Origin of the sequence: Paenibacillus donghaensis, assembly GCF_002192415.1 — a bacterium.
Lineage (GTDB): Bacteria > Bacillota > Bacilli > Paenibacillales > Paenibacillaceae > Paenibacillus_AQ > Paenibacillus_AQ donghaensis.
This window is the reverse complement of record NZ_CP021780.1, coordinates 7398153-7418118: the sequence shown is the minus strand read 5'-3', so window position 1 is coordinate 7418118 and position 19966 is coordinate 7398153. Positions and strand designations below refer to the sequence as shown.

Below are 19966 nucleotides of genomic sequence, written 5' to 3'. Positions count from 1 at the left end.
TATCCTATGCCGTCCCTGTGCTAATTGAATGAGCGAATCGCCTGCTTCGCTTCAGGTTGGGTGTCTGCGGCCTATGGAAATGCATATGGTAAGAAGAGGTCCTACTTGGGAAACAGAGGAGACATAGACATGCACATTTGTATCATTGCACCAGAACAGTTCCCGCTGCCGGGAGACGGCTCGGTTGAAATCTGCATCAACGCCATTGCCAGAGTGCTGGCGGAACGACATCAAGTAACGCTTATCAGCCGGAAGGCGCCGGGACTCCCGGGCGCTGCCGAAGAAGGGAAGCTGCGTTTCGTCCGGCTGGCTGCGGACAGCCCTGCCATCTACCAGAGTTCAGTACTGAACTATGTTCAGGGACAGTCCTTTGATCTGGTTCAGGTCGATAACCGCCCCCAGCTGATGGCTGCTGTTCAGGCCCGGCTGTTTTCCGTTCCGGTGGTGCTATTCCTTCACTCCCTTACGTTCGTTCCTCCTTCAGAAGCAACGGCGCGGGCACTGGCGCGGGCTGACTGGATCATCGTGAACAGCCGCTCCTTGCAGCATAGAATTGCACGCCGGTTCCCCGGGCTTGGCAGCGGTAAGCTGCGGGTCGTTCCGCTGGGAGCCGACCTGACACGCTTCACACCGGCGGATCCGCAGGAGATGCTGCGGCTCCGCAGCAGCTACCGGCTTCCCGGCAGCTTCACCGTGCTGTTCGTCGGCAGGGTCATCCCGCGCAAGGGTGTTCCGCTGCTGATCCGGGCCATGCAGCAGTTGAACAGACGCCTGCCTGCCCATCTGGTTGTCGCGGGCAGAGTGAAGCCCCCTTACCTGCGGCGGCTGAAGCGGCTGGCCCGCAAGCAGCGGGTGTCTGTGTCCTTCCTCGGGAGCATCGGCCATGAGGAGATTCACCGGCTGTACCAGGCGGCGGACTGTTTCGTCTGCCCCTCGCAGCGGCATGAAGCCTTTGGGCTCGTTAATGTTGAAGCGATGGCCTGTGGACTGCCGGTGATCGCCTCCAGCAATGGAGGCATCCGCGAGATTATAAGCTCCGGGCATAACGGCTATCTCATTGAGCACTACCGCGAGCCGCAACCTTTTGCCCGCCGCCTACTGGCATTGGCCCGGAATCCGCAACTGGCCGCCCGCATCGGCGCGCAGGGCCGCAAGGATGTGCTGGAAGCATTTGACTGGAGGCATACGGCAGCGGCACTAGAGGCTATCTACAACTCTGCCGTGGTGCATGTTCACGGGTAGGGCCCTACAGAGGGCTGGGGCTGCAGGCAGCGCCAGCCCTTGGCATGCGACAATGTGTAACAACGATTCTGTGATCTGGATCGCATGATTTAGCGAACAGTGAAACTATACTGAAATTGTAAGCGTTACCACATATCTGCTGGCTTGCTGAATATCCACACCAAGAGAAGCTGAACCCTTACACACTATCCGCTTCAGAAAGGGTGCATTGTTATGTTAATGATTAAAGCTATCGTAAGACCCGAGAAAGCCGATGAGGTTATGGCCGAATTAATGCTTGCCGGATTCCCCTCCATCAGCAAGATGGACCTGCTGGGCCGCGGCAAACAAAAAGGCATTCAGGTGGGAACCAATCATTATAATCAAATCTCGAAGAAGCTGCTGATTATTGTGATTCAGGATGACGAGAAAGACGATGTACTGAGCATTATTATGCGAACGGCAAGAACAGGTGACAATGGCTCCTTCGGTGACGGCAAAATTTTCGTCTTGCCTGTACAGGAAGCCTATACAATAAGCAACGGCAAAAATCAGCTGTAAGCAAACTTGCTTGTGGAAGGATATATACTCTTTGTCCATACAAAAAGGCAGCAGAGATGCTCCCGGAAGCCGTAGCTCCTTCCGAAAGGCATACTCTGCTGCCTTATTGTTGTTGCCTATTAGAACAGCTGTACTACCGTAAGCACTAGCCCGACTACAAATCCGCATAACGCCCCGTTCACACGAATCCACTGCAGGTCCTTGCCTACCTTATCCTCCAGCATGTTCACCAGGCTGTCATCATCCATCATGTCGAGGTTCTCTTTCACCAGCAGGCCGATCCGGTAGTGGTTGGCTTCCACAAAAGCAAGCAGCGAGCCACGGATACGCTCCTCCCAGCCCTGAATCCATTGCTGCTCCAGACTGATCCGGCGCACCAGCATGGCATACAGCCGGAACAGACGCCGGCCGCCTGTGGCCCTTTCCTCTTCCAGCAGGCTGATCAGCTTGCTGCGGACATGCCCGATCTGCGTCTGTAGGAAGGCGGTGGCCGCCTCTCCGCGCAGCTCGGCTTCCGCCCACTCCTTGACGCTTGCGATACGCTCCTCGTCATTGATCAGCTTGAAGATGGCTACGCGGATCTCGCGGATGATCTCCTCGCGGTACAGGCTGTCTTCCTGCTGGAAATCACGAATGCCCGATTTCAGCATGCCCTGCAGCATCTCACCCAGCATGTCGGCGTCCATGAAGCCGACAAAGGCCTGGAAGGCCATGCCCTTCAATCCGCCGAGCTTGACTTCGGCCAGCTTCTCGCTGGCGATCTTGCCCAGCATCGCCTTCGTCTCCGGCCGTTCGCTCCAGGCGGATACCCCTTCAAGCGCATAGTCCAGCGCGGCAATGTCCTTGCCGTCATTCATCAGCTTGGTGACGATCTGATCGGCTGCGGTGTCCAGATCTGCATGACGGATATAGTCTGCCGCAGCCGCCTGCACATAAGGAATCGCCTGCTCCAGCGGCAGCCGCTGCACAATACTGCCCAGCTGCTCCAGCATCTCCGTTCTTGCCTTGCGTCTGCTGAACAGACGGGTCAGCAGACTGGAGCCGATGGAGACGATGCGGATCTTACCCAGCTTCTTCTCAATGCTCTCCTTGTTCAGCAGCTCGTTTTCCATCGCGGAGATCAATGACTGAATGATTTTGTCACGGTTCTTGAGCAGCAGCGAGGTGTGCGGAATCGGAAGACCCAGCGGATGGCGGAACAATGCGGTGACGGCGAACCAGTCGGCAATCCCCCCTACCAGACCTGCCTCAAACCCGCCGCGCAGCAGAATAACACCCAGATTGTCCGGCAGAAATAACGTAATCAAGAAACCAATCGCCATCACAGCGAGTGATGTCGTGGCTAAATTTCTGGATTTCATGATGAATCCCCCTTACGGTATAACAACTTCCGTTTCGCTTCACAAGGCAGCCTAATACTGCCAAATCCAGTCGGCCGGTTTAAGACTCATTGTACCACGACTGAATGGCAATCGAAAAATACACCCTCCTCTGTGCCACGGCAGCAACGAGCTTTTTCATGAAAGCAATTATTAGTTTCAGAGAATTAATGATAAAATACAAGTAGAAACGGCTTCGCCGGCCTCTGCAAAGCCTATGCTTCCGAAGCAGCGATACTACGTATCGCTTTCAGGCCTCCGTTTCTGCGAGAAATATAAGGATGAAGAATCAGCTGAAACTTATACTTTCTTATTATTCCAAGGGACTTTCACGCCCCTTCGAGGGACAACTGCGATATGAAGGAGAATGTACATCATGCTGATTGCACTGGATATGGATGGAACGCTGCTGAATGAGAAAGGCCTGATCAGCCCCGCAAACCGCGAGGCGATTGTGGAGGCCCAGAGACAGGGGCATATCGTAATCATTGCCACGGGCCGCTCTTACATGGATGCGGAACGTCAGTTGCGGATCGCGGAGCTGGAATGCCCCGTGGTCAGCCTCAACGGAGCTGTAGTCACCTTGTCCGACCAAACCATCGCGGCAAGCCGGCCGCTGAATAAAGCGGATATCATCCCTGCGCTGCGCTGGATGAATGACAGCCCGGAGCTATATTATGAAGTCTACACACAGGATAACGTATACGTCGAGCTGGACAAGCGGGTAAGGCTGGAGAAGCTGTCCTCCTTAACGAACGATGAAGTGCCCGAAGAAGTCCGCTGGCTGCTGAAGGCCATGATTGACCAGCAGTTCCAGCAGGCAGCCGTTACTTATGTGGAGCGTATGGAAGAGGTCTGGAGCAAGGAAGCGAATCTGATCTATAAGACGCTTGCTTTCTCGCTGAACCATGAGGTACTGAAGGAAGCCTCCACCCGGTTCGCCGCCATCCCCAATCTGATCATCACAGCTTCTCATATCAACAACATTGAGATTAACCACAAGGAGGCCAACAAAGGCGCCGGTGTAGCCACATTGGCTGAGCACTACGGCATCCCGCTGGAGCAGGTTGCCGTTATGGGCGACAGCTATAATGATCTGCCGATGTTTGAGGCTGCCGGATATAAGATCGCCATGGCCAATGCAGCTCCGATTCTGCTGGAGACCGCCGATTTCATTACCCTCAGCAACGCGGAGGACGGCGTGGCTGCCGGCTTCAGGCATCTGTTCAGTCAAGCGCGGCAGCAGCTAAGTTGAAGCATAGGGCTTGTTGTCCAGCTGCGTTGCCCCGGGCTGGCGGTCCTGAACCGCAAGCCAAATAACCAGCAAGCTCAGGGGCGCCTGAGACTTGCTGGTTATTTGGGTTATTCGGATGCTGTCTTGAAGATTGCAGCTAGACATCCACCCACCCGTGGGCAAGCCGCACGATATCCTCGCCTTCTGCAGCAGCCGGATCACTGATCTCCACAACCACCAGCTCCAGCTGCGTCACGGCGCGCAGCGCATGAGGCAGGCCTACGGGCACCCTTACAGTAGTTCCGGCGACGAGCGGATGAACGGCATCACCCAATTGGTATTCACCGCGTCCGGACAGCACCGACCACAGCTCCACCGTCCCGCGGTGCAGATGGCGGCTCGTATGCCTGCCGGGCAGCAGCGTAACTCTGGAGGTGGTCTGCTCTGCTCCCTCCGCCGTATGCGAGTAGTCCAGAATCCGTGTATGGCCCCACCTGCGTTCGGCAATCATCGGCTTCGCCTTAAGCCCGCTCCTCTGCTCTTTAATCCGCTTCGCCTCTGCCTTCCCGGCTACCAGTATCCCGTCCGGCCCTGCGGCCACAATCAGGCCAGGTGCACCAATTACATGCACGGGACAACCCAGCTCATTGACCAGATAAGTCCCTGCCGAATCCTCCGAGATCTTTCCTTCTCCCATGACGCTGCCCGCCAGATGGGGAGCCAACGCATCCCAGCTGCCGATATCCTCCCAGTGGCCATTGTAAGGGATAACTATCTTGCTCCCCGTAACCTCCAGCACCTCACGGTCGAAGCTGCGCTCCTCCAGCTGCGGATACCGCTCCAGCAGCTCTGTATAGCCTTCCGGCAGCCCCCTCTGCTCCATACAGCGGAGCAGAAATTCGAGCCTGCAGGCGAATACCCCGCAGTTCCACATCGCGCCGCAGGCGATCAGCTCTGCAGCCACAGCTTCGTCCGGCTTCTCGGCGAACCTCGCTACCTTCAGGAAAGCGGCAGAGCCGCGGGCCTCTTCGGGTACGATATACCCGAACTGGGTGGACGGGTGCTGCGGAACGGCACCCAGCAGGGCAATCTCGGCTTGCGACTGTGCAAGCAAGGCCGGAAACAAGGCCAGCTGTTGGAAGAACGCTGGCTCGGTGAAGGAGTCGACGGGCAGGACGGCAACGATCTCACAGGGATCAGCCTTATGCACCGAATGCAGATAAGCTGCCGCCAGTGCCACTGCGGTGAAGGTTCCTTTTTTATGCGGCTCGGCCAGCAGTGGAATGGGCTCTCCGATCATCTTGCGGGTAATCTCAACCTGGGTCTGGTGCGTCACAATACAACTGGAAGCCAGCAGCCCTACCTTGTCTAGCTCACGGCACACTCGCTCGATCATCGATTCCAGGCCCCCGTCCTCCCGGGGCAGCAGCTTCAGAAAAGCCTTGGAGCGCACCTCGTTCGACAGCGGCCAGAGCCGCTTACCCGATCCTCCCGACAGCAGCACAACCTGCATGCTCATCCTCTCCTTCCGCCGCAGCCGGCCGGACATTCCAGCCACCGGCCTGACTGCCGCCGCTGCCTGCCGATCGCCTGGTCACTTCGCTGCCCTCGTATAATCCTTGCGTTTATGAAAAGACAGCGAGCGGTATTGTGCCGCAAGCCCCTTCAGCCGCTTCCGGGACAGCTGCCCCACGTTCAGATGCAGCCCTTTGTTGCGCGCCTTCAGAATCTTCATCCCCCCGCGGTCGGTGGAATAATGATAATTCCCGTACGTTTCAAATTCCGAGAAGCCAAATTGCTTCTTCCGGTTGATGCTGCGCAGGATCGCGGAATACCAGGGCATATGATGTTTCGCTTCGATCTCCCGTTTCATCCGGGCCAGCTTGCTGCGCTCAAACAGCATATAATGGGTCACCAAAGAGGATGCGCACGATGCCTTGCGGCCCATCAGCTTCCGGTAGGTGACGAAATATTCCGGCTGGCTCCAGCTCCGGCTGTAGAAGAGGGTTCTGCCGTTCGAACGGAACCGGTGGGGCGTGATCAGGACCGTATCAGCATCAATGACCAGAAAATAGTCAGCGGTACACAGCTTGTCACCGTTCAGCTTCAGCAGCTGCTGGAACAGCCAGCCCGAGCGTTCCCAGGTGCGGGAGCGGTAATGGATGTCTTTTTTGGAAATCGGCAGCACGGTGTTCTCATCAACAAAAGTACAATGCTTGTCACGGCAGAAATCCAGCAGCCGCTGCTTGCGCGGAGCAACAATCAAAATACGCCCAATCGGGTGCTTCACCTGTTCTCTGAGCGCATCAACGACGTAGGGCAGGGTAACCAAATCCTTCTCAATCGCAGGAATCAGCACATCTATCGTAACGGCATGCCTAATTTGGGCAGTATGGGACGAGGGCATAGGTTCATCTCCAGATTATGAATTTGCTTATAGGATATGAACCCTGCCCCGAAAGAGCATGGGCCTTCGTAAAAAGATGCGGATGTCCTGCTGTGGCGGGCACAGGTTAATCAATGGCCACTAAACTCTATTGATCCTGTTCCAAGCTTGGCAAAGATCTATACCTTGCTGTAGGTGATTCGGCAGCTCTCACCGGTAAGCTGGTGAATTTTACGCTGTCCTATGGATCGGCCCCGGTGACTGTGTGTGGACCAGCCGTTTTTGTGACTAGGGTTTGGGAGAGCGGCGGCCGCGAGACGTTAGATGAGTATAAGTCTCTGTTGGCCGGGAAAGCAGCGGCCATTGTTGAAATGATAAAGCGGAACCGAGAAGTGTTTGATCCAAATGAATTACATAGACTTTTAGGATGGAAAAGTAACGTTCGGTTTTTAAGACAGTTTGAATCCCCGGCCAGCTCCTGCAGCTAGCATATTTTTGTTTAAAACCCGAACGTTGGTATCATGGTCAACTTGCCAGCAGCATGTCAGACCCGAACGTTCTATGGGCAGCAATGCTTATCATGGCGATAGAGCTATAAGCATCATGGTATAATAAGGTAAAAATGGGGTGAGCTGATCGGTGTGTCCTAGGGACGAATGAGTCAGTTAATTCAAAAAATTGAATGAGATAGCCCAAGAAGATTCTGGATCGATGTGAACTATATTGCTTGAAGTGATGTTTGAGATTCGTTAACACAATTTTAACTTTATTCGTAAATAATGTTAATTTTATGTCATTCATCGCTTCAATTGCTCTGATATAATTTCTGCTAGGTAGATGAAAGAGGGATATAGTGTTGAAAAATGATAAAGGCATCGGAAAATAAAGAAAAAGTATCGCCCCATTTGTTATACAGCAGTGAAGGATTACTCGCTGTATGGAAGTAGCTTTTAGGCACATGGTGAATAAAAACGATGGAACAGGAGATTTAATCCAATCGGGGATTAATTCAGTTAGCAAGCGAGTAAACATGCGAAAACATAACTTTATAGTAGGAGTGTGAGATATGAAAAAAACATTATTGGCTTGTATTATGATAATGTTGATGCTAGCATCGGCTTGTGGAAATGTTGAAACGACATCAAATCCAAATACTTCTAATGAGCCTAAACCTGAAACGGAAGAGTCTATTATTCCAAAAAACACATCCGAACATTGTAATCTAGAAAGTATAAATTTGGATAGTGAAACTGAAAAATATTTCTATGGAACTTGGAAAGTTGAGAAGCATTTAGGATTTGCAAATTCATATAATGATGCTTCTGAATATCCCACAGGGCAAAAATTTATTGGAGATAAAATTATCATCGAAAAAGACTTTTTTTCATCAAAAGGACTTAAAAACTATAAGAAATATCAATATGAACTAAAAAATCCATTATATGAGATTACAGAGACATGCTATAACTCTGACTCTTTTTATAGATCATATAAAATAGATATCCCAGACTTAAAGATAAATGATGTATTAAAAGTAATAGGTATAAGTGACCCTTCTACAAAACTTAGAATACCTGTAAGTGTAACTTTTTTTGTTGTTAATAACGATAGGCTTATCTTGTTATCAGAGGCAACTATTTTTGAGCTTAAAAAAATTACTGATTAAATGAATGCGATTCTGAAAATGCCTGTGAATATAATTTTTTAAACAAGAAAGGTCAGCCTAAAGGCTGACCTTTCTTGTTTATGTCGTAAAACGATTAAACTACAGTGTGTATACTGGATATTTGTGAGTATACTTCATGCCTTTACAAAATAAAGTTGCTTCTTCATTTCTTCGTCTTTGTAATTTTCTGTCATATGAAAATGCTTTGCTGACCAATTTTGAACAAGTATCAAGTTGAGCTGTTGTCAATGGACCAATAAAAGTTGGATATATGTGACCATTGGCAAGCATAGCTTGTACATCATCGGTTGCTAGCACCCCAGAACCTCCATTAAAGGTGAGCGAAACCAGTGCATCAAACTGAGATTGTGAAAAATTCAGATTCAATTTATTCACTGCCGTTACAGCCTTTGCAGTATCTTCAGCAAAAAAAGTATTTGCCTTAGACTGAGAAATTGGTGAAGTATAACCTAGATTTAAAGAGCTTGATAAAGCATTAGCTTGTGCTTGGGATAGAAGAGACGTATTTGGATTACCTGTTGTATTTCTAGTATATGTTTTAGTATTTGTTATCAGATGTCCCCATCCAACTGTTGGATACCCAACAGGATCTCCATAAAATTTCAAGGAAAATCCCTCATGCGATTTGATAAGGTTTGCTCCACCAGTGCCTAGATTTGCCATAATAATCACTCCTGTAATTAATATTAGTAGAAGAACAATAAGGAGGAATCATAGACAGAGCACCATTCCCAAGTTTTCTGCAATGCCGTATTGCCTTCACATATGTATAAAGAGAAATGAGTCTCTTTATTTACAACCACTCTCCAAATTTTATTTCAATTCACTAATATCAAAAGTTTGTATAACCTCAATCATTTTGACATAGAGTTCCTGTTTTAAATCATCTCGATGATTGGCGGGTACTTGTCGCAAGGAGGCTTTGATCTTTGGTGTGAAAGATTCTAGGATATGTAATGTTGCCTCCTGATCGTGGTGTTGCTGTGCTTGTACTAAAAGTTCGGCCAACATAAAATCACCGCTTTACGTTTTTTTGTATTTCATTCTTCAAGCCATTAATGGCATCGCTTAGATCAGATATTTTTTTTTCAAAACGAATAAGTAGATACAAAGTAATTGCAATCGGGAAGCCTAAATTAGCAATAAAAGTAGCAATGTCACCCTCCGTCATCATTCATCCCCCTTCCGTTATTAAGCTACGCAATTTAGTTAGAGCTTTTAAGCGGTGTTTCGAGACATTTTGTTGGGATACTCCCAATATTCTGGCTATTTCCTTGTCATTTAGGCTTGTACGTAAGCAAAAGATAAAATCTGTTTTTGTTGTGCTGAGAGGGATTCATAAGCTTGATAAAGGGAGTGATCCGTAATGTGATCTTTTAAATTTGGTGGCACAGATTCTGAATCATGAACAGTAAGTAAGACAGATTCTAGGTTTTCATCGTTGTCTAAAGTCAGCGGGAATCGGCTGTCCTTCATTCGTCTCTTTTTGTCATAATTGATAGAGTTATAGTGAATAAGATTGGCCATATACTTGATAAAACGACGATTTACCTCATCATCCTTTTCCAATATAAGACCCCCCTTCCTTTGTTGAAGAGATCGCTCCTACCTAATAAAGAGATATGAAGTAATATTTTTACAACCTTTTATCAAAAAAAGAACAAATGTTCCCAAATATCATAAGTATACTGGATACAAAATATAGCGACGAAGCAAATAATCTTGCCTTTTGAGCTTACTCGCCTGATACTGCAACCTCCGCCAAATGCGATAAATTTCAGCTTTGTAACGGTTATACTCACTCTGTTTCAACGATGGTTTTTCCCCCTCTAGTATTTATATTATATGTAGGTAGGGAAATTTCGAGGGTAATAACAACCAAAAGGGAACTGATATTACTGACATTCATTTCTTTTTATGAGGTTTTTTGGTGAAGTAGAGGTCAAATTTTCTCTGACTGAAAAGAGGGATGAAAGGAGTGTTTATGAAGGAATTGACGGTGTTCATTCAAGAGATTTTGTAGATGAGGTAAGCGCATGCAGTGGGATAAAAAAAGGAGAGATAGAGCGTCCCATTATTAGTATTACTATATACTAGGCCGATTCTTTCTCTAGAAAGAGTTCGACCTTGCATATTTTCGGTATCTGCTTGTGCTGCCCAAGTGCTATCACTGTTTAGCGACATACTGATACCGTCTTGTGCCCAATACAAAGTTCGTTTTACTACAGCCAGTTCAGATGCGGACTACTCCTAATTCTAAAAAGCAAAAAAGTTTCCCCAGTGGGGAAACTTGATTAATCAATGGCCACTAAACTCTATTGATCCTGAGCATCTTTTTTAAAATAGTAGTATGGATTAGGGGTTCTTATGTTGTGTTTAAAAGCTTCTTTATATCTTCACTGTCCAGAATATCTTAATATTATGTAAAATGATCCCCATCCGCAGTATTTTAAATTAGCATTATATGTGCAGCAATCGGGCAAGAATGGTATATTGTAGATCGGCTAGATTACAGTGAGTAAAAGTCCGGCGAATTAGGTCACAACGAGGGGTAGGCTGTTCCCCTGGAACGTTCGAACGCCAATAGATGCCAAAGTGGTTACTACTTAGGAACCCTGCGAGATGTAGAAGTTTACTCGAGAATGTTATAGGATCGCGTTACCTTAACCCAAACTCTCCCCCACCCGAACTTCAGGTAACTCACGTCCTAGCGGACCGCATAGCTCCTATTTCCGCATTCCTGTGATGGTTTGGAGTCTAGCGGACCGCATAGCCGCTATATCAGAAAAACAAGCCCTAACTAGTGGGTTTTTTCCTGAATAGAGGCTCCTGAGTCCGTTAAACCTGCAAAACAGCCTTTTTACAGCAAATAGGGGCTCCTGGGGGCGTTAGTAGTCTTAAAGTTAAGCACTGGTTACTGGCGACGGCCTTTATTTGTTATTCTTAGCCTCCTTGTCGCGCAGTGTGGTATGACAGGCTCGGACGAGTAACATATGAAAAAAAAGGAAAACCTAAGTAGTAACCAAAAGTGCAACTAATTTCAGTTGAACTCCCATTAATCGAGCGAATAGAATAGGTCCGAATCTGGTTACTACTTAGAACCCAATATAATAGGAGCATCAAAGTCTGATCGCCACATAAGTCCAATCCACACCGAATTAGTTGCGAATCTGCATCTAATTAGAAGATTTTTTTCTGTTTTAGAGCAAATAAGTGCAAAAACGCATCTAATTTCGGATTCTGAGCTTTAAACAATCATTTTACTCGAAAATAGTTGCAGATTCGTACTTATTTTCCCAGTAATAGGAATTACAGAGAAATTAGATGCCTTTTTGCATCTATTTCCTCCTAAACGGAAAAAAATCGCGATTTAGATGCACTTTTGCAACTAAATCGATTTCAAGAGATAAACGAAGGTGAACCTATTGAACAGCAAGCTATTCTTTCAAAATAACCCGCGCGGCGCAGCCGCGGAACGGGTTCCCCAGGCAGCGGTCGCCTCAGCCCAGACCAGCCGGGAGCTGGTCGGACCGGGCGACGGCGACGCCGCCTATTTCCGCCGCCTGGAGCAGGGCGGCATCCTGCTGAACCGCCCGCAGATTGCAGCGGTGCGGCATGGCAAGGGGCCGCTGCTGACGCTGGCTGGCGCCGGCTCCGGCAAAACCTCGGTTCTGATCTGCAGAACCGGTTATTTGCTGTCCGTGCGCGGCATCTCGCCCGGACGTCTGCTGCTGCTGACGTTCTCCAGCAAGGCCGCTGCCGAGATGCGCGAGCGGATCACGCGGCTGCCCGGGGTGAACCCGGCAGATGCGCAGCGCCTGCAGGCGCGCACCTTCCACTCCTTTTTCCTCTATTTCCTGCGCAGGCAGGGGGTTTCGCAGGAAATCTTCCAGGAGACACGCCGCCAGCATATCCTGCTGAAGCAGATTATGCGTGAGCTGGGACTACCGAAGGATGCCTATCCGCCGGAGACCCTGCTATCCTGGCTGTCCGCTCACAAGATGAATAAGATTCATCCGGCGGATCTGCCGGAAGCGACCCCCGCCGAGCAGGAGATGAAGGCGGTGCTCGCCATCTATGAGCAGTGGAAGCAGGAGCATGCCCGGATCGATTTCGACGATGTGCTTCTGATCGCCTACCGGATGCTGACGGAGCGGCCGGACCTGCTGCGGGAGCTGCAGCAGACCTATGAATACGTCATGGTAGACGAATTCCAGGATACCAATGCGCTGCAATATGATCTGGTGAAGATGATCGCCCATCCGCAGCAGAATCTGATGGTGGTCGGGGATGATGACCAGACGATTTATTCCTTCAACGGCGCCCGCAGCGAATTTATTCTGGAGTTCGAACAATTGTATCCGCAGGCTAAGGTCATCACGCTGGACATCAATTACCGCTCCGGCCCCGCCATTGTGGGGCTGGGGAACAGCATTATCCGCCACAACAAACGGCGGCGCTCCAAGACCCTGCAGGCGGCGAAGGGCAGCGGAAACCCGCCCCGCTATATGCGGCCGCAGACGGCAGACGAGGAAGCCGAGCAGATGGTGGAGCATATCGTGGGCGAGGTGGCGGGCGGCAGACGGGAATACAGCGACTTCGCCCTGCTGTACCGGGCGACCAGCAGCAACCGGGCGATCCTGGAGCTGCTGCTGCTGCGCGATATCCCTTATATCGATTATGGCGCAGGGCAGCTGCTGTACGAACATTGGCTGATTCAGCCGGTGCTGGACCATCTGCGGCTGTCGCTGAACCGCCGCAACTTCTCCGCGATGGAGAATATTCTGCCCACCCTGTATATGAACCGGGAGAAAGGCATGGAGCATATCCGGCGGATGGAAGCCGTGCAGCCGAAACAGGGGCCGCTGATTCATCTGCTATCGCTGCCCGGCATGGAGGACTTCAAAGCCGGCAAGCTGAGAGAACGGCTGGACCTGATCCGTAATATGGGCGGACTGACCCCGCTGCAAGCCATCCGGCAGATCCGCAGCCAGTTCTACGATTATTTCATTGAGCTGAACGAACGGCAGCAGGCCACGCTACACCGCGAGATGCTGAAGGAAATGCTCGATGAGCTGGAGGCCTCGGCGGCGCGGTTCGACACCATTCCCGCGTTTCTCGACTTTATCACTCATATTACGGAACGGAGTGAACAGCACCGCCAGCCGGGAGGCGGGGAGCAGGGCAACCGGATTGCGCTGATGACAATTCATAAATCGAAGGGGCTGGAGTTCCCTGTCGTCTTTCTGATCGGTGCGTCTGAGGGTATCCTTCCCCACAGCTCCGCCCTGGAAGGCGAACGGCTGAAGGACCGAAAGAACGGGTCCGGCGGCACCCCGCAGCCCGAGCTGGCAGCAGCTCTGGAAGAGGAGCGCAGACTCGCCTACGTCGCTGTCACCAGAGCCAGGGAAGAGCTGTTCATCAGCTCCCCTGCCCAGCACCGCGGCAAAAAAGCGGAGGTATCCCGCTTCCTGCTGTCAGCCTTTCCCTTGGCGGCTGCGGCGGCAGCCGCCGCAACGGCAAGCAGACCCGTTACGGCGCGCGCGCTTCCGTCCACCCGAAGTGCCACAGCAAGAACCCACTCCATCCCTGTCTGGACCTGCACCGGCACAGCTGGCAAGGACGGCAGGAAGTGTCCGGGCTGGACACGCCGCAAGGCCGGAGGAGCCGAGGATCATCTGCCCTCCAAGCCCTGCCCGCTGTGCAGCTCTCCGATGGAGCAAGGCACCCGGGAGGTCCCGGTATAACGCGAAACAACCCCTTACAAGGAAGCAGCGTTTGGATTCATCGCGATGAATCCAAACGCTGCTTCTGTAAGGGGTTATTCATGTGGGGATTATAATTAAGCCGGAGTTACGGTCGCAGCAGGTGCTGCTGCATCTTCTTCAACTTCTTCCTGAACCAGTTTGATCTGGATCATAACTGTGGCTGGATCGGTCAGAACTTCGATGCCATCGACGAAGACCAGATCGGAAACAAGCAGCTGCCCGCCAACATCGAGGCCGCTGATATCCACTTCCATGGAAGTCGGCAGGACGTCTGGCATACAACGGACCTGAACCTCATAGATCTCTACCTGCTGAACGCCGCCGTTCTTCACACCGACAGGCTCTCCAGCATAATGGATCGTCACATTGCTGTCCATGCTTACTGACATGTTCACGTGCTGGAAATCGATATGCTTGATTTTGCCGGACATACTGTCCTTCTGGATATTCTGCACGATCACCGGCACAACCTTCTCATCCGATACCTTGCCCTGCAGAATAGCCCGGGGGTTCTTGCGCAGCATCTCAAGCATTTCCTTCTCATTCACTTCCACAGACACCGTTTCCTTACCGACACCATACAACACTGCCGGAATACGTCCAGCATGTCTGGCTGCCTTCATGTCCGACTTGGTTCCGGCTGCACGCACGTTCAGTTGAATAATCTTGCTCATTATTGAGTTCCCGCTCTCTTCGACCATAAATTCTTGTCACGTTATTATAACATGACCATAGAATCTAGTCAATTTAGCTCATATTCAATAAAAGGATCAGGGATCTCAATCTGATACGCCTCAGCATCACTTACTCCTACGGACAGAACTGCCCGTCCATTGCCGGAGCGGATCAAGCCGCCGCTGAATATAACATCCTTCAGTTCCGGCCGCTTGCCCGGCCCCACCGGGAAATCACCCCGGGTCGCGATGATCTTGATCGGAGTGGTCTCCAGCGTCTGCGGATTCAAGGAGAAGGCCATCGAATAATAATGCTTGTGCGCCTGATTGTCCATACAGGCGATATGGCCCAGCACCCCCACATGACCGTTGCTCAGCAAGTGGGCTTCGTTGGCCCCTCCCCACTCCTCGGGAACAAACTGGTCTTTCAGCAGATCGGCTTCTGCGAAGGTCTGTTCGTTCAGCTCCTCAAGAGAGCGAATAATTGTGAAGCCGATCTGGCCTCTTCCGCCTCTTATACCTTGTGGTCTTGTGAATACTCCAATCCGGCCGTCGGCCAGTTCAATCAGGCGGATATCCTTCATGGTCCCGGGACCGGACGAGAAATGGCATAGGGAATCGATATCGCGACCCCGGTAGAACTGCGTTACCCAGGATACGATGACTTCCGGCTGATCGGGTGCTGTAATCACCTCCACGCCGCCCACTATTAATTCACCATTGATCATAGTGACGCAGGGGTCCTGCAGGTTGTAAGTATGGGTATGTATGCGTGGACTCCAGACCTCATGCTCACAGGTGAAGAAAAAGACTTGCGAGAACTCGCTAGACCGCTCCTCCACTCTTCCAAGCAGGACTTCCTCCCCGCCGTAGTTAAACGGGGCTGTGATATTATAAACGTCGCGGTTGCCTACTCCGCTAAAAACGAGCTTCTTCACTTGTGTGGTACGCAGCTTGGCATAGAAGGTATCCAGCAGCTGCTCGCAGGTTTCCGGCTTGATCAGGTTGCTTGTCATTGCCGTCCTCCCTCAAATTCGTCCCATTCACTCTATCGTACTATCGCTACTATCACTACTATCGCTCGCTTCATCCGCTTCGATTCGAATGAGCTCCCCTGGCTGAACATTGAAATATAAACATAGCTTCAGCAATAAATCGCGGGGATACTGTACCATCTCATCCTTATACATACGCCGAACGGAATCAAAGTGATAATTCACATCCTTGGCCAGCTTGCGGATCGATAGTTTGGGATCATGCTGCTGCATGACCTCACTTAATTTGCTTCGTATAACCGGCATTCCTTCACCTCCACCATCAATATAAAGGGAGATGCAGGGTCAGTCAACAAAATTGACAAGAAAAAATGGTCATGGTATAGTATGGGCAGGAAATTATTTGCAACATTTGTATATTCAGATAATTTAATACCTTTCCCTATAGAAAATAAAGCCTGCTTTATTTTCTTTTTTTCATCGCAAAATCGGAATTATACTAGGGAGGCTCTTTGAATGTTAAATACAAGCAGCAAACGGAATATCGTGTTCTTGGGAACCAGTCTGCCCCGGGAGTGCGGCATAGCCACCTTTACACAGGATCTGATGGATCAGTTCGTCGACCTTCAAGGCTTCAACATACCGCGAATCATTGCCATGAACAACAATGAAACCTACGCCTATGGCGATCAGGTAATCCGTGAAATTAACCAGCACCAGCTGGCTGATTACATGGATGCAGCAGATGCCCTCAACAGCTCAACTACCGATTTGCTCGTCATTCAGCATGAATTCGGGATTTATGGCGGCGAGAGTGGCGAATACCTGCTCCCCTTTATTGAGAAATTAACTATTCCATACATTGCTATTTTTCATACCGTCCTCACAGAGCCCACGCCCAAGCAACAACAAATTATTACCCAGATTGCCAAGAGCAGCCTGAAGGTTGTCACTATGGCACAATCCACAGTTCAGGATCTGATTCAGATCTACGATATCGATGCCTCCAAAATCGCCTTCATCCATCACGGCGTGCCTTATGTCGCCACCGAATCCAGAGCGAAGCTTAAAGAGCAATACGGCTTCGAGGGTCGCAAGATTATCTCCACGTTTGGGTTTCTCAGCCCCGGCAAAGGAATTGAATATGCTATTGAGGCTATGCGCGGAGTAGTAAAGCAGCATCCCGAAGCACTCTATATTATTTGGGGCAAAACTCATCCTGTGGTCAAACTGGAGACCGGTGAGGTATACCGTCAAAAGCTGACTCAGCTGGTAGAACAATTCGAGCTTGGCCGCAATGTGCTGTTCGTCGACAAATTACTGACCCAGGAGGAAGTCATCCAGTCGCTGGTGATGTCGGACATTTATATGACCCCATATCTCGGCAAGGATCAAGCGGTCAGCGGCACGCTGGCTTATGGTGTAGGTTATGGCCGCGTAATTATCTCTACCCCTTACCGCTACGCCGAGGAGATGCTGGCGGAAGGCCGGGGACTACTGGCTGGCTTCCGTGACTCGGCTTCCCTGGAAGCCTGCATTCTGCAGCTGCTGAACAATCCTTCCGTCGTTCAGGAGATGGAGAAGCGTACCCAGAAGCTCGGATCCGCGATGATGTGGAGCGAAATCGCCAAGACTTATGCTTCCTTATTTCAGGAGACGCTGGCGCTGTCACAATTCTCCGGAAGGAGTGTGATTTAATGGAAGTTCAAAACCTTGCGAAGAAATTCAACCCGGATTATCTGTACCGGATTACGGATGACACCGGCATTTTTCAGCATACCAAGTTTGGCGTTCCTGACCGCGAGAAGGGCTACACTACCGACGATAACGCCCGGGCATTGATCGCAGCGGTCTTGTTATACGAGAACACCAGAGAACCTGCTGCACTCGGACTCATTAACACTTATATCGCCTTCATTCATCATGCCCAGAACAGGCAGGGGAACTTTAGAAACTTTATGGATTATAGCCGTTCGTTTATGGAAGACAGCGGCTCGGAGGATTGCCAGGGACGCACCGTTTGGGCCCTCGGCTTCGCGCTGTCCCGTTCAGCCGGCTTGCCGGATAATCTAATGAACACCTGCCGGTATCTGATCAATCAGGCCTTGCCGCATCTCGGTAGGCTGGAATCGCCGCGCGCAAGTGCATATGCCCTAATCGGCTTAACCAGCCTGATTGAGACCAGCGGCGCTTTAACCTATGCTTTTCCTTATCCCCATACGCCCGGCACTGAAGAGGAACTGGCTTTTCTGCCCCGGGAGTTCATCATGAACCTGATAGAAGACATGGGCGTCAAGCTGCAGCTTCTCTATGTAAACAGACGTGGCGAGGGCTGGAATTGGTTCGAGGACAGTCTGACTTATGGCAATTCCATGCTCCCGTGGGCGCTCCTGAAGGCCTACTCGCTCTCCGGCAATCTCAGCCTGAAGGAAGCAGCCCAGGAAAGTCTGGAATTCCTAGTCTCCATGACATTCACGGAAGCCGGCTACTACAAGCCGATCGGCAGCCATGGCTGGATGCTGCGCGGCGGAACGGCGGCACTCTACGACGAGCAGCCGATTGAAGCCTGCGAGATGCTGCTGGCCTGCAAGGAAGCGGCTATCGTACTGCATGATTCCTCTTACCTGAAGCTCGCCTCCATCTGTTACAACTGGTACACGGGATCCAACTCGTTGAATCTGTCCTTAATTGATCCTCAGACCGGCGCTTGCTATGACGGCATCCACAGCACAGGCCTCAACCTGAACCAAGGCTCGGAGAGCATCATCTCGCTGTCGATTGCCCATCTGGTGATGCATCATGAATAGATACGCAACTATTCTGGCCGGCGGAGGCGGCACCCGCTTCTGGCCGCTGTCCCGGCAGGAGACGCCCAAGCAGCTGCTGAACATCAGCGGCAACGATATTATGCTGAACGATACGATTGAACGCTTCAAGGGTATTATCCCGCAGGAGAATACGGTGATCGTCACCAATCGTTCGCAGGCAGTATTAATGGAGAGCATCATGCACAGCAGTGTCTCGAGCAGCAATATCCTGATCGAGCCGGTGGCGCGGAACACCTCGGCCAGCATTCTATTTGCGGCCTTGTCCATTGAGAAGGCCCATGGCGACTCCTTGATGGTTGTGCTGCCCTCCGATCATCATATTACCGATGAGGATCAGTTCCGGCTAACGCTGGATGAAGCTTGCACCGTCGCGGAGGAGACCGACAAAATCGTCACGATCGGAATCAAACCTACCTTCCCTTCTACGGGGTATGGCTATATTGATTTTGTGAAGGAGCCCCTTGTCCGGCAGCCTGTGGCTGTATATGAGGTGGCTGAGTTTGTGGAGAAACCTAACTTCAAGCAGGCCCAGGGGTATCTGGCTTCCGGGAATTATCTGTGGAACAGCGGGATTTTTATCTGGAAAACTTCGGTGATTCTCGACAATTTCCAGCGTTATCTGCCTCGGCTCTACAAAATGATGCTGCCGATCCGCGAGGCGCTTGGCACCGATCAGGAGGAAGCTGTGATTAACCAGATCTATCCGGCTCTGCAGAGTATATCGATCGATTACGGTATATTGGAGCGCTCGGATGATGTGGTCGTGCTCTCCGGCCAGTTCGGCTGGAACGACATCGGCAGCTGGGATGCGCTCGGAGCGATCTTCCCTCCGGATGACGAAGGCAATATAATCAAAGCCAATCATGTGGGGATTGATACCCACCATTCCATTATCTACGGCAACGGCCGGCTGATCACCACCATTGGTGTGGACGGCTTCATCATTGCCGATACGGGAGATGCGCTGCTGATCTGCCCCAAGGACAAGGCGCAGTCGGTGAAGGAAATCGTGGATCTGCTGAAAGAGCGGGGAATGCTGGAGTATATTTGAGCGGATAGTGTAGCGAGTCTGTAGTAATAAACACCCGCTGATGATCTTAACTGTATTTCATACACTTATTTCGGCCTGATTAGTCTCTCTTTTGGATATAGTTGTATTTAGTGCAGTTATATATTTCCAAAATATCATTTTAGGCCATTTATTGCATATTTAAATGTACAGAATACAGTTAT

The 19966-nt window shown here is 50.7% G+C and carries 19 protein-coding genes; 8 read left to right on the top strand and 11 right to left on the bottom strand.

Features of this window, described 5'->3' with window-relative positions; genetic code table 11:
- Positions 1 to 129 precede the first annotated feature (129 nt).
- Entirely contained in the window at positions 130 to 1242 is a 1113-nt protein-coding gene (locus tag B9T62_RS33615; protein ID WP_087919224.1) for a glycosyltransferase family 4 protein, read from the top strand.
- A gap of 213 nt (positions 1243 to 1455) precedes the next feature.
- On the top strand, positions 1456 to 1782 hold the full coding sequence (locus B9T62_RS33610; protein ID WP_087919223.1) for a P-II family nitrogen regulator: 327 nt from the start codon (positions 1456 to 1458) through the stop codon (positions 1780 to 1782).
- Positions 1783 to 1901: 119 nt separating this feature from the next.
- Here B9T62_RS33610 and B9T62_RS33605 read toward each other — a convergent pair whose 3' ends face one another.
- Positions 1902 to 3143 carry a DUF445 domain-containing protein gene (locus B9T62_RS33605; protein ID WP_087919222.1) on the bottom strand — a complete coding sequence of 414 codons (1242 nt, stop codon included), beginning with the start codon at positions 3141 to 3143 and terminating at the stop codon, positions 1902 to 1904.
- A 394-nt stretch (positions 3144 to 3537) separates the two neighbouring features.
- Between B9T62_RS33605 and B9T62_RS33600 the strand changes: the two genes are divergently transcribed.
- On the top strand, positions 3538 to 4416 hold the full coding sequence (locus tag B9T62_RS33600; RefSeq protein WP_087919221.1) for a Cof-type HAD-IIB family hydrolase: 879 nt from the start codon (positions 3538 to 3540) through the stop codon (positions 4414 to 4416).
- Between the two features lie 136 nt (positions 4417 to 4552).
- On the opposite strand, the gene B9T62_RS33595 is transcribed toward B9T62_RS33600, so the two are convergent.
- Both B9T62_RS33595 and B9T62_RS33590 read right to left on the bottom strand, forming a co-directional pair.
- Positions 4553 to 5908, bottom strand: a complete 1356-nt coding sequence (locus B9T62_RS33595) for a sugar phosphate nucleotidyltransferase (protein WP_169834470.1) — start codon at positions 5906 to 5908, stop codon at positions 4553 to 4555.
- A gap of 81 nt (positions 5909 to 5989) precedes the next feature.
- Positions 5990 to 6802, bottom strand: a complete 813-nt coding sequence (locus B9T62_RS33590) for a DUF6492 family protein (protein ID WP_087919219.1) — start codon at positions 6800 to 6802, stop codon at positions 5990 to 5992.
- Between the two features lie 1045 nt (positions 6803 to 7847).
- On the opposite strand from B9T62_RS33590, the gene B9T62_RS33585 reads away from it, so the two are divergent.
- A complete protein-coding gene (locus tag B9T62_RS33585) occupies positions 7848 to 8447 on the top strand; it encodes a hypothetical protein (RefSeq protein ID WP_087919218.1) in 600 nt (199 codons plus the stop codon).
- 99 nt (positions 8448 to 8546) lie between these two features.
- Here B9T62_RS33585 and B9T62_RS33580 read toward each other — a convergent pair whose 3' ends face one another.
- The 5 genes from B9T62_RS33580 to B9T62_RS33565 form a co-directional block, all read right to left on the bottom strand.
- Entirely contained in the window at positions 8547 to 9131 is a 585-nt protein-coding gene (locus B9T62_RS33580) for a lysozyme (protein WP_087919217.1), read from the bottom strand.
- A 150-nt stretch (positions 9132 to 9281) separates the two neighbouring features.
- Positions 9282 to 9479 carry a helix-turn-helix domain-containing protein gene (locus tag B9T62_RS33575; protein ID WP_087919216.1) on the bottom strand — a complete coding sequence of 66 codons (198 nt, stop codon included), beginning with the start codon at positions 9477 to 9479 and terminating at the stop codon, positions 9282 to 9284.
- A gap of 4 nt (positions 9480 to 9483) precedes the next feature.
- Complete coding sequence (locus tag B9T62_RS33570; RefSeq protein WP_081758636.1) at positions 9484 to 9642, bottom strand: YvrJ family protein; 159 nt, start codon at positions 9640 to 9642, stop codon at positions 9484 to 9486.
- Entirely contained in the window at positions 9643 to 9738 is a 96-nt protein-coding gene (locus tag B9T62_RS41965) for a hypothetical protein (RefSeq protein WP_144424572.1), read from the bottom strand. It lies immediately after the preceding gene.
- 11 nt (positions 9739 to 9749) lie between these two features.
- The gene (locus tag B9T62_RS33565) at positions 9750 to 10037 is read right to left on the bottom strand and encodes a hypothetical protein (RefSeq protein WP_087919215.1); all 288 of its coding nucleotides are present in this window, start codon (positions 10035 to 10037) and stop codon (positions 9750 to 9752) included.
- A 1856-nt stretch (positions 10038 to 11893) separates the two neighbouring features.
- Between B9T62_RS33565 and B9T62_RS33560 the strand changes: the two genes are divergently transcribed.
- Positions 11894 to 14215 (top strand): ATP-dependent helicase, encoded by a 2322-nt coding sequence (locus B9T62_RS33560; RefSeq protein ID WP_087920528.1) that lies wholly within the window; start codon positions 11894 to 11896, stop codon positions 14213 to 14215.
- A 95-nt stretch (positions 14216 to 14310) separates the two neighbouring features.
- Here B9T62_RS33560 and B9T62_RS33555 read toward each other — a convergent pair whose 3' ends face one another.
- The 3 genes from B9T62_RS33555 to B9T62_RS33545 all read right to left on the bottom strand — a co-directional run bounded on the left by B9T62_RS33555 (position 14311) and on the right by B9T62_RS33545 (position 16211).
- Complete coding sequence (locus B9T62_RS33555; protein ID WP_157794111.1) at positions 14311 to 14910, bottom strand: 50S ribosomal protein L25; 600 nt, start codon at positions 14908 to 14910, stop codon at positions 14311 to 14313.
- 68 nt (positions 14911 to 14978) lie between these two features.
- Entirely contained in the window at positions 14979 to 15926 is a 948-nt protein-coding gene (locus B9T62_RS33550; protein ID WP_087919213.1) for a DUF1861 family protein, read from the bottom strand.
- Positions 15927 to 15953: 27 nt separating this feature from the next.
- A complete protein-coding gene (locus B9T62_RS33545; protein ID WP_211296382.1) occupies positions 15954 to 16211 on the bottom strand; it encodes a helix-turn-helix domain-containing protein in 258 nt (85 codons plus the stop codon).
- A gap of 210 nt (positions 16212 to 16421) precedes the next feature.
- On the opposite strand from B9T62_RS33545, the gene B9T62_RS33540 reads away from it, so the two are divergent.
- Genes B9T62_RS33540 through B9T62_RS33530 form a run of 3 tightly spaced genes read left to right on the top strand, consistent with a single transcriptional unit; the run spans position 16422 to position 19784 of the window.
- Complete coding sequence (locus tag B9T62_RS33540; RefSeq protein WP_087919212.1) at positions 16422 to 17603, top strand: glycosyltransferase family 4 protein; 1182 nt, start codon at positions 16422 to 16424, stop codon at positions 17601 to 17603.
- Complete coding sequence (locus B9T62_RS33535) at positions 17603 to 18712, top strand: glycosyltransferase (protein WP_087919211.1); 1110 nt, start codon at positions 17603 to 17605, stop codon at positions 18710 to 18712. The genes B9T62_RS33540 and B9T62_RS33535 overlap by 1 nt, the downstream gene beginning before the upstream one ends.
- Positions 18705 to 19784, top strand: coding sequence for a mannose-1-phosphate guanylyltransferase (locus B9T62_RS33530; protein ID WP_087919210.1), 1080 nt, complete (start codon positions 18705 to 18707; stop codon positions 19782 to 19784). Before B9T62_RS33535 ends, B9T62_RS33530 begins: the two co-directional genes overlap by 8 nt.
- The last annotated feature ends 182 nt before the right edge of the window (positions 19785 to 19966 follow it).

What these genes read in the sequence shown, in the direction of transcription:
- B9T62_RS33605 (WP_087919222.1), bottom strand. Translation starts at nt 3,143, where the DNA reads ATGAAATCCAGAAATTTAGCCACGACATCACTCGCTGTGATGGCGATT.
- B9T62_RS33615 (WP_087919224.1), top strand. Translation starts at nt 130, where the DNA reads ATGCACATTTGTATCATTGCACCAGAACAGTTCCCGCTGCCGGGAGAC.
- B9T62_RS33610 (WP_087919223.1), top strand. Translation starts at nt 1,456, where the DNA reads ATGTTAATGATTAAAGCTATCGTAAGACCCGAGAAAGCCGATGAGGTT.
- B9T62_RS33575 (WP_087919216.1), bottom strand. Translation starts at nt 9,479, where the DNA reads ATGTTGGCCGAACTTTTAGTACAAGCACAGCAACACCACGATCAGGAG.
- B9T62_RS33550 (WP_087919213.1), bottom strand. Translation starts at nt 15,926, where the DNA reads ATGACAAGCAACCTGATCAAGCCGGAAACCTGCGAGCAGCTGCTGGAT.
- B9T62_RS33585 (WP_087919218.1), top strand. Translation starts at nt 7,848, where the DNA reads ATGAAAAAAACATTATTGGCTTGTATTATGATAATGTTGATGCTAGCA.
- B9T62_RS33590 (WP_087919219.1), bottom strand. Translation starts at nt 6,802, where the DNA reads ATGCCCTCGTCCCATACTGCCCAAATTAGGCATGCCGTTACGATAGAT.
- B9T62_RS33545 (WP_211296382.1), bottom strand. Translation starts at nt 16,211, where the DNA reads ATGCCGGTTATACGAAGCAAATTAAGTGAGGTCATGCAGCAGCATGAT.
- B9T62_RS33595 (WP_169834470.1), bottom strand. Translation starts at nt 5,908, where the DNA reads ATGCAGGTTGTGCTGCTGTCGGGAGGATCGGGTAAGCGGCTCTGGCCG.
- B9T62_RS33600 (WP_087919221.1), top strand. Translation starts at nt 3,538, where the DNA reads ATGCTGATTGCACTGGATATGGATGGAACGCTGCTGAATGAGAAAGGC.
- B9T62_RS33555 (WP_157794111.1), bottom strand. Translation starts at nt 14,910, where the DNA reads ATGAGCAAGATTATTCAACTGAACGTGCGTGCAGCCGGAACCAAGTCG.
- B9T62_RS33530 (WP_087919210.1), top strand. Translation starts at nt 18,705, where the DNA reads ATGAATAGATACGCAACTATTCTGGCCGGCGGAGGCGGCACCCGCTTC.
- B9T62_RS33540 (WP_087919212.1), top strand. Translation starts at nt 16,422, where the DNA reads ATGTTAAATACAAGCAGCAAACGGAATATCGTGTTCTTGGGAACCAGT.
- B9T62_RS33570 (WP_081758636.1), bottom strand. Translation starts at nt 9,642, where the DNA reads ATGATGACGGAGGGTGACATTGCTACTTTTATTGCTAATTTAGGCTTC.
- B9T62_RS33580 (WP_087919217.1), bottom strand. Translation starts at nt 9,131, where the DNA reads ATGGCAAATCTAGGCACTGGTGGAGCAAACCTTATCAAATCGCATGAG.
- B9T62_RS33535 (WP_087919211.1), top strand. Translation starts at nt 17,603, where the DNA reads ATGGAAGTTCAAAACCTTGCGAAGAAATTCAACCCGGATTATCTGTAC.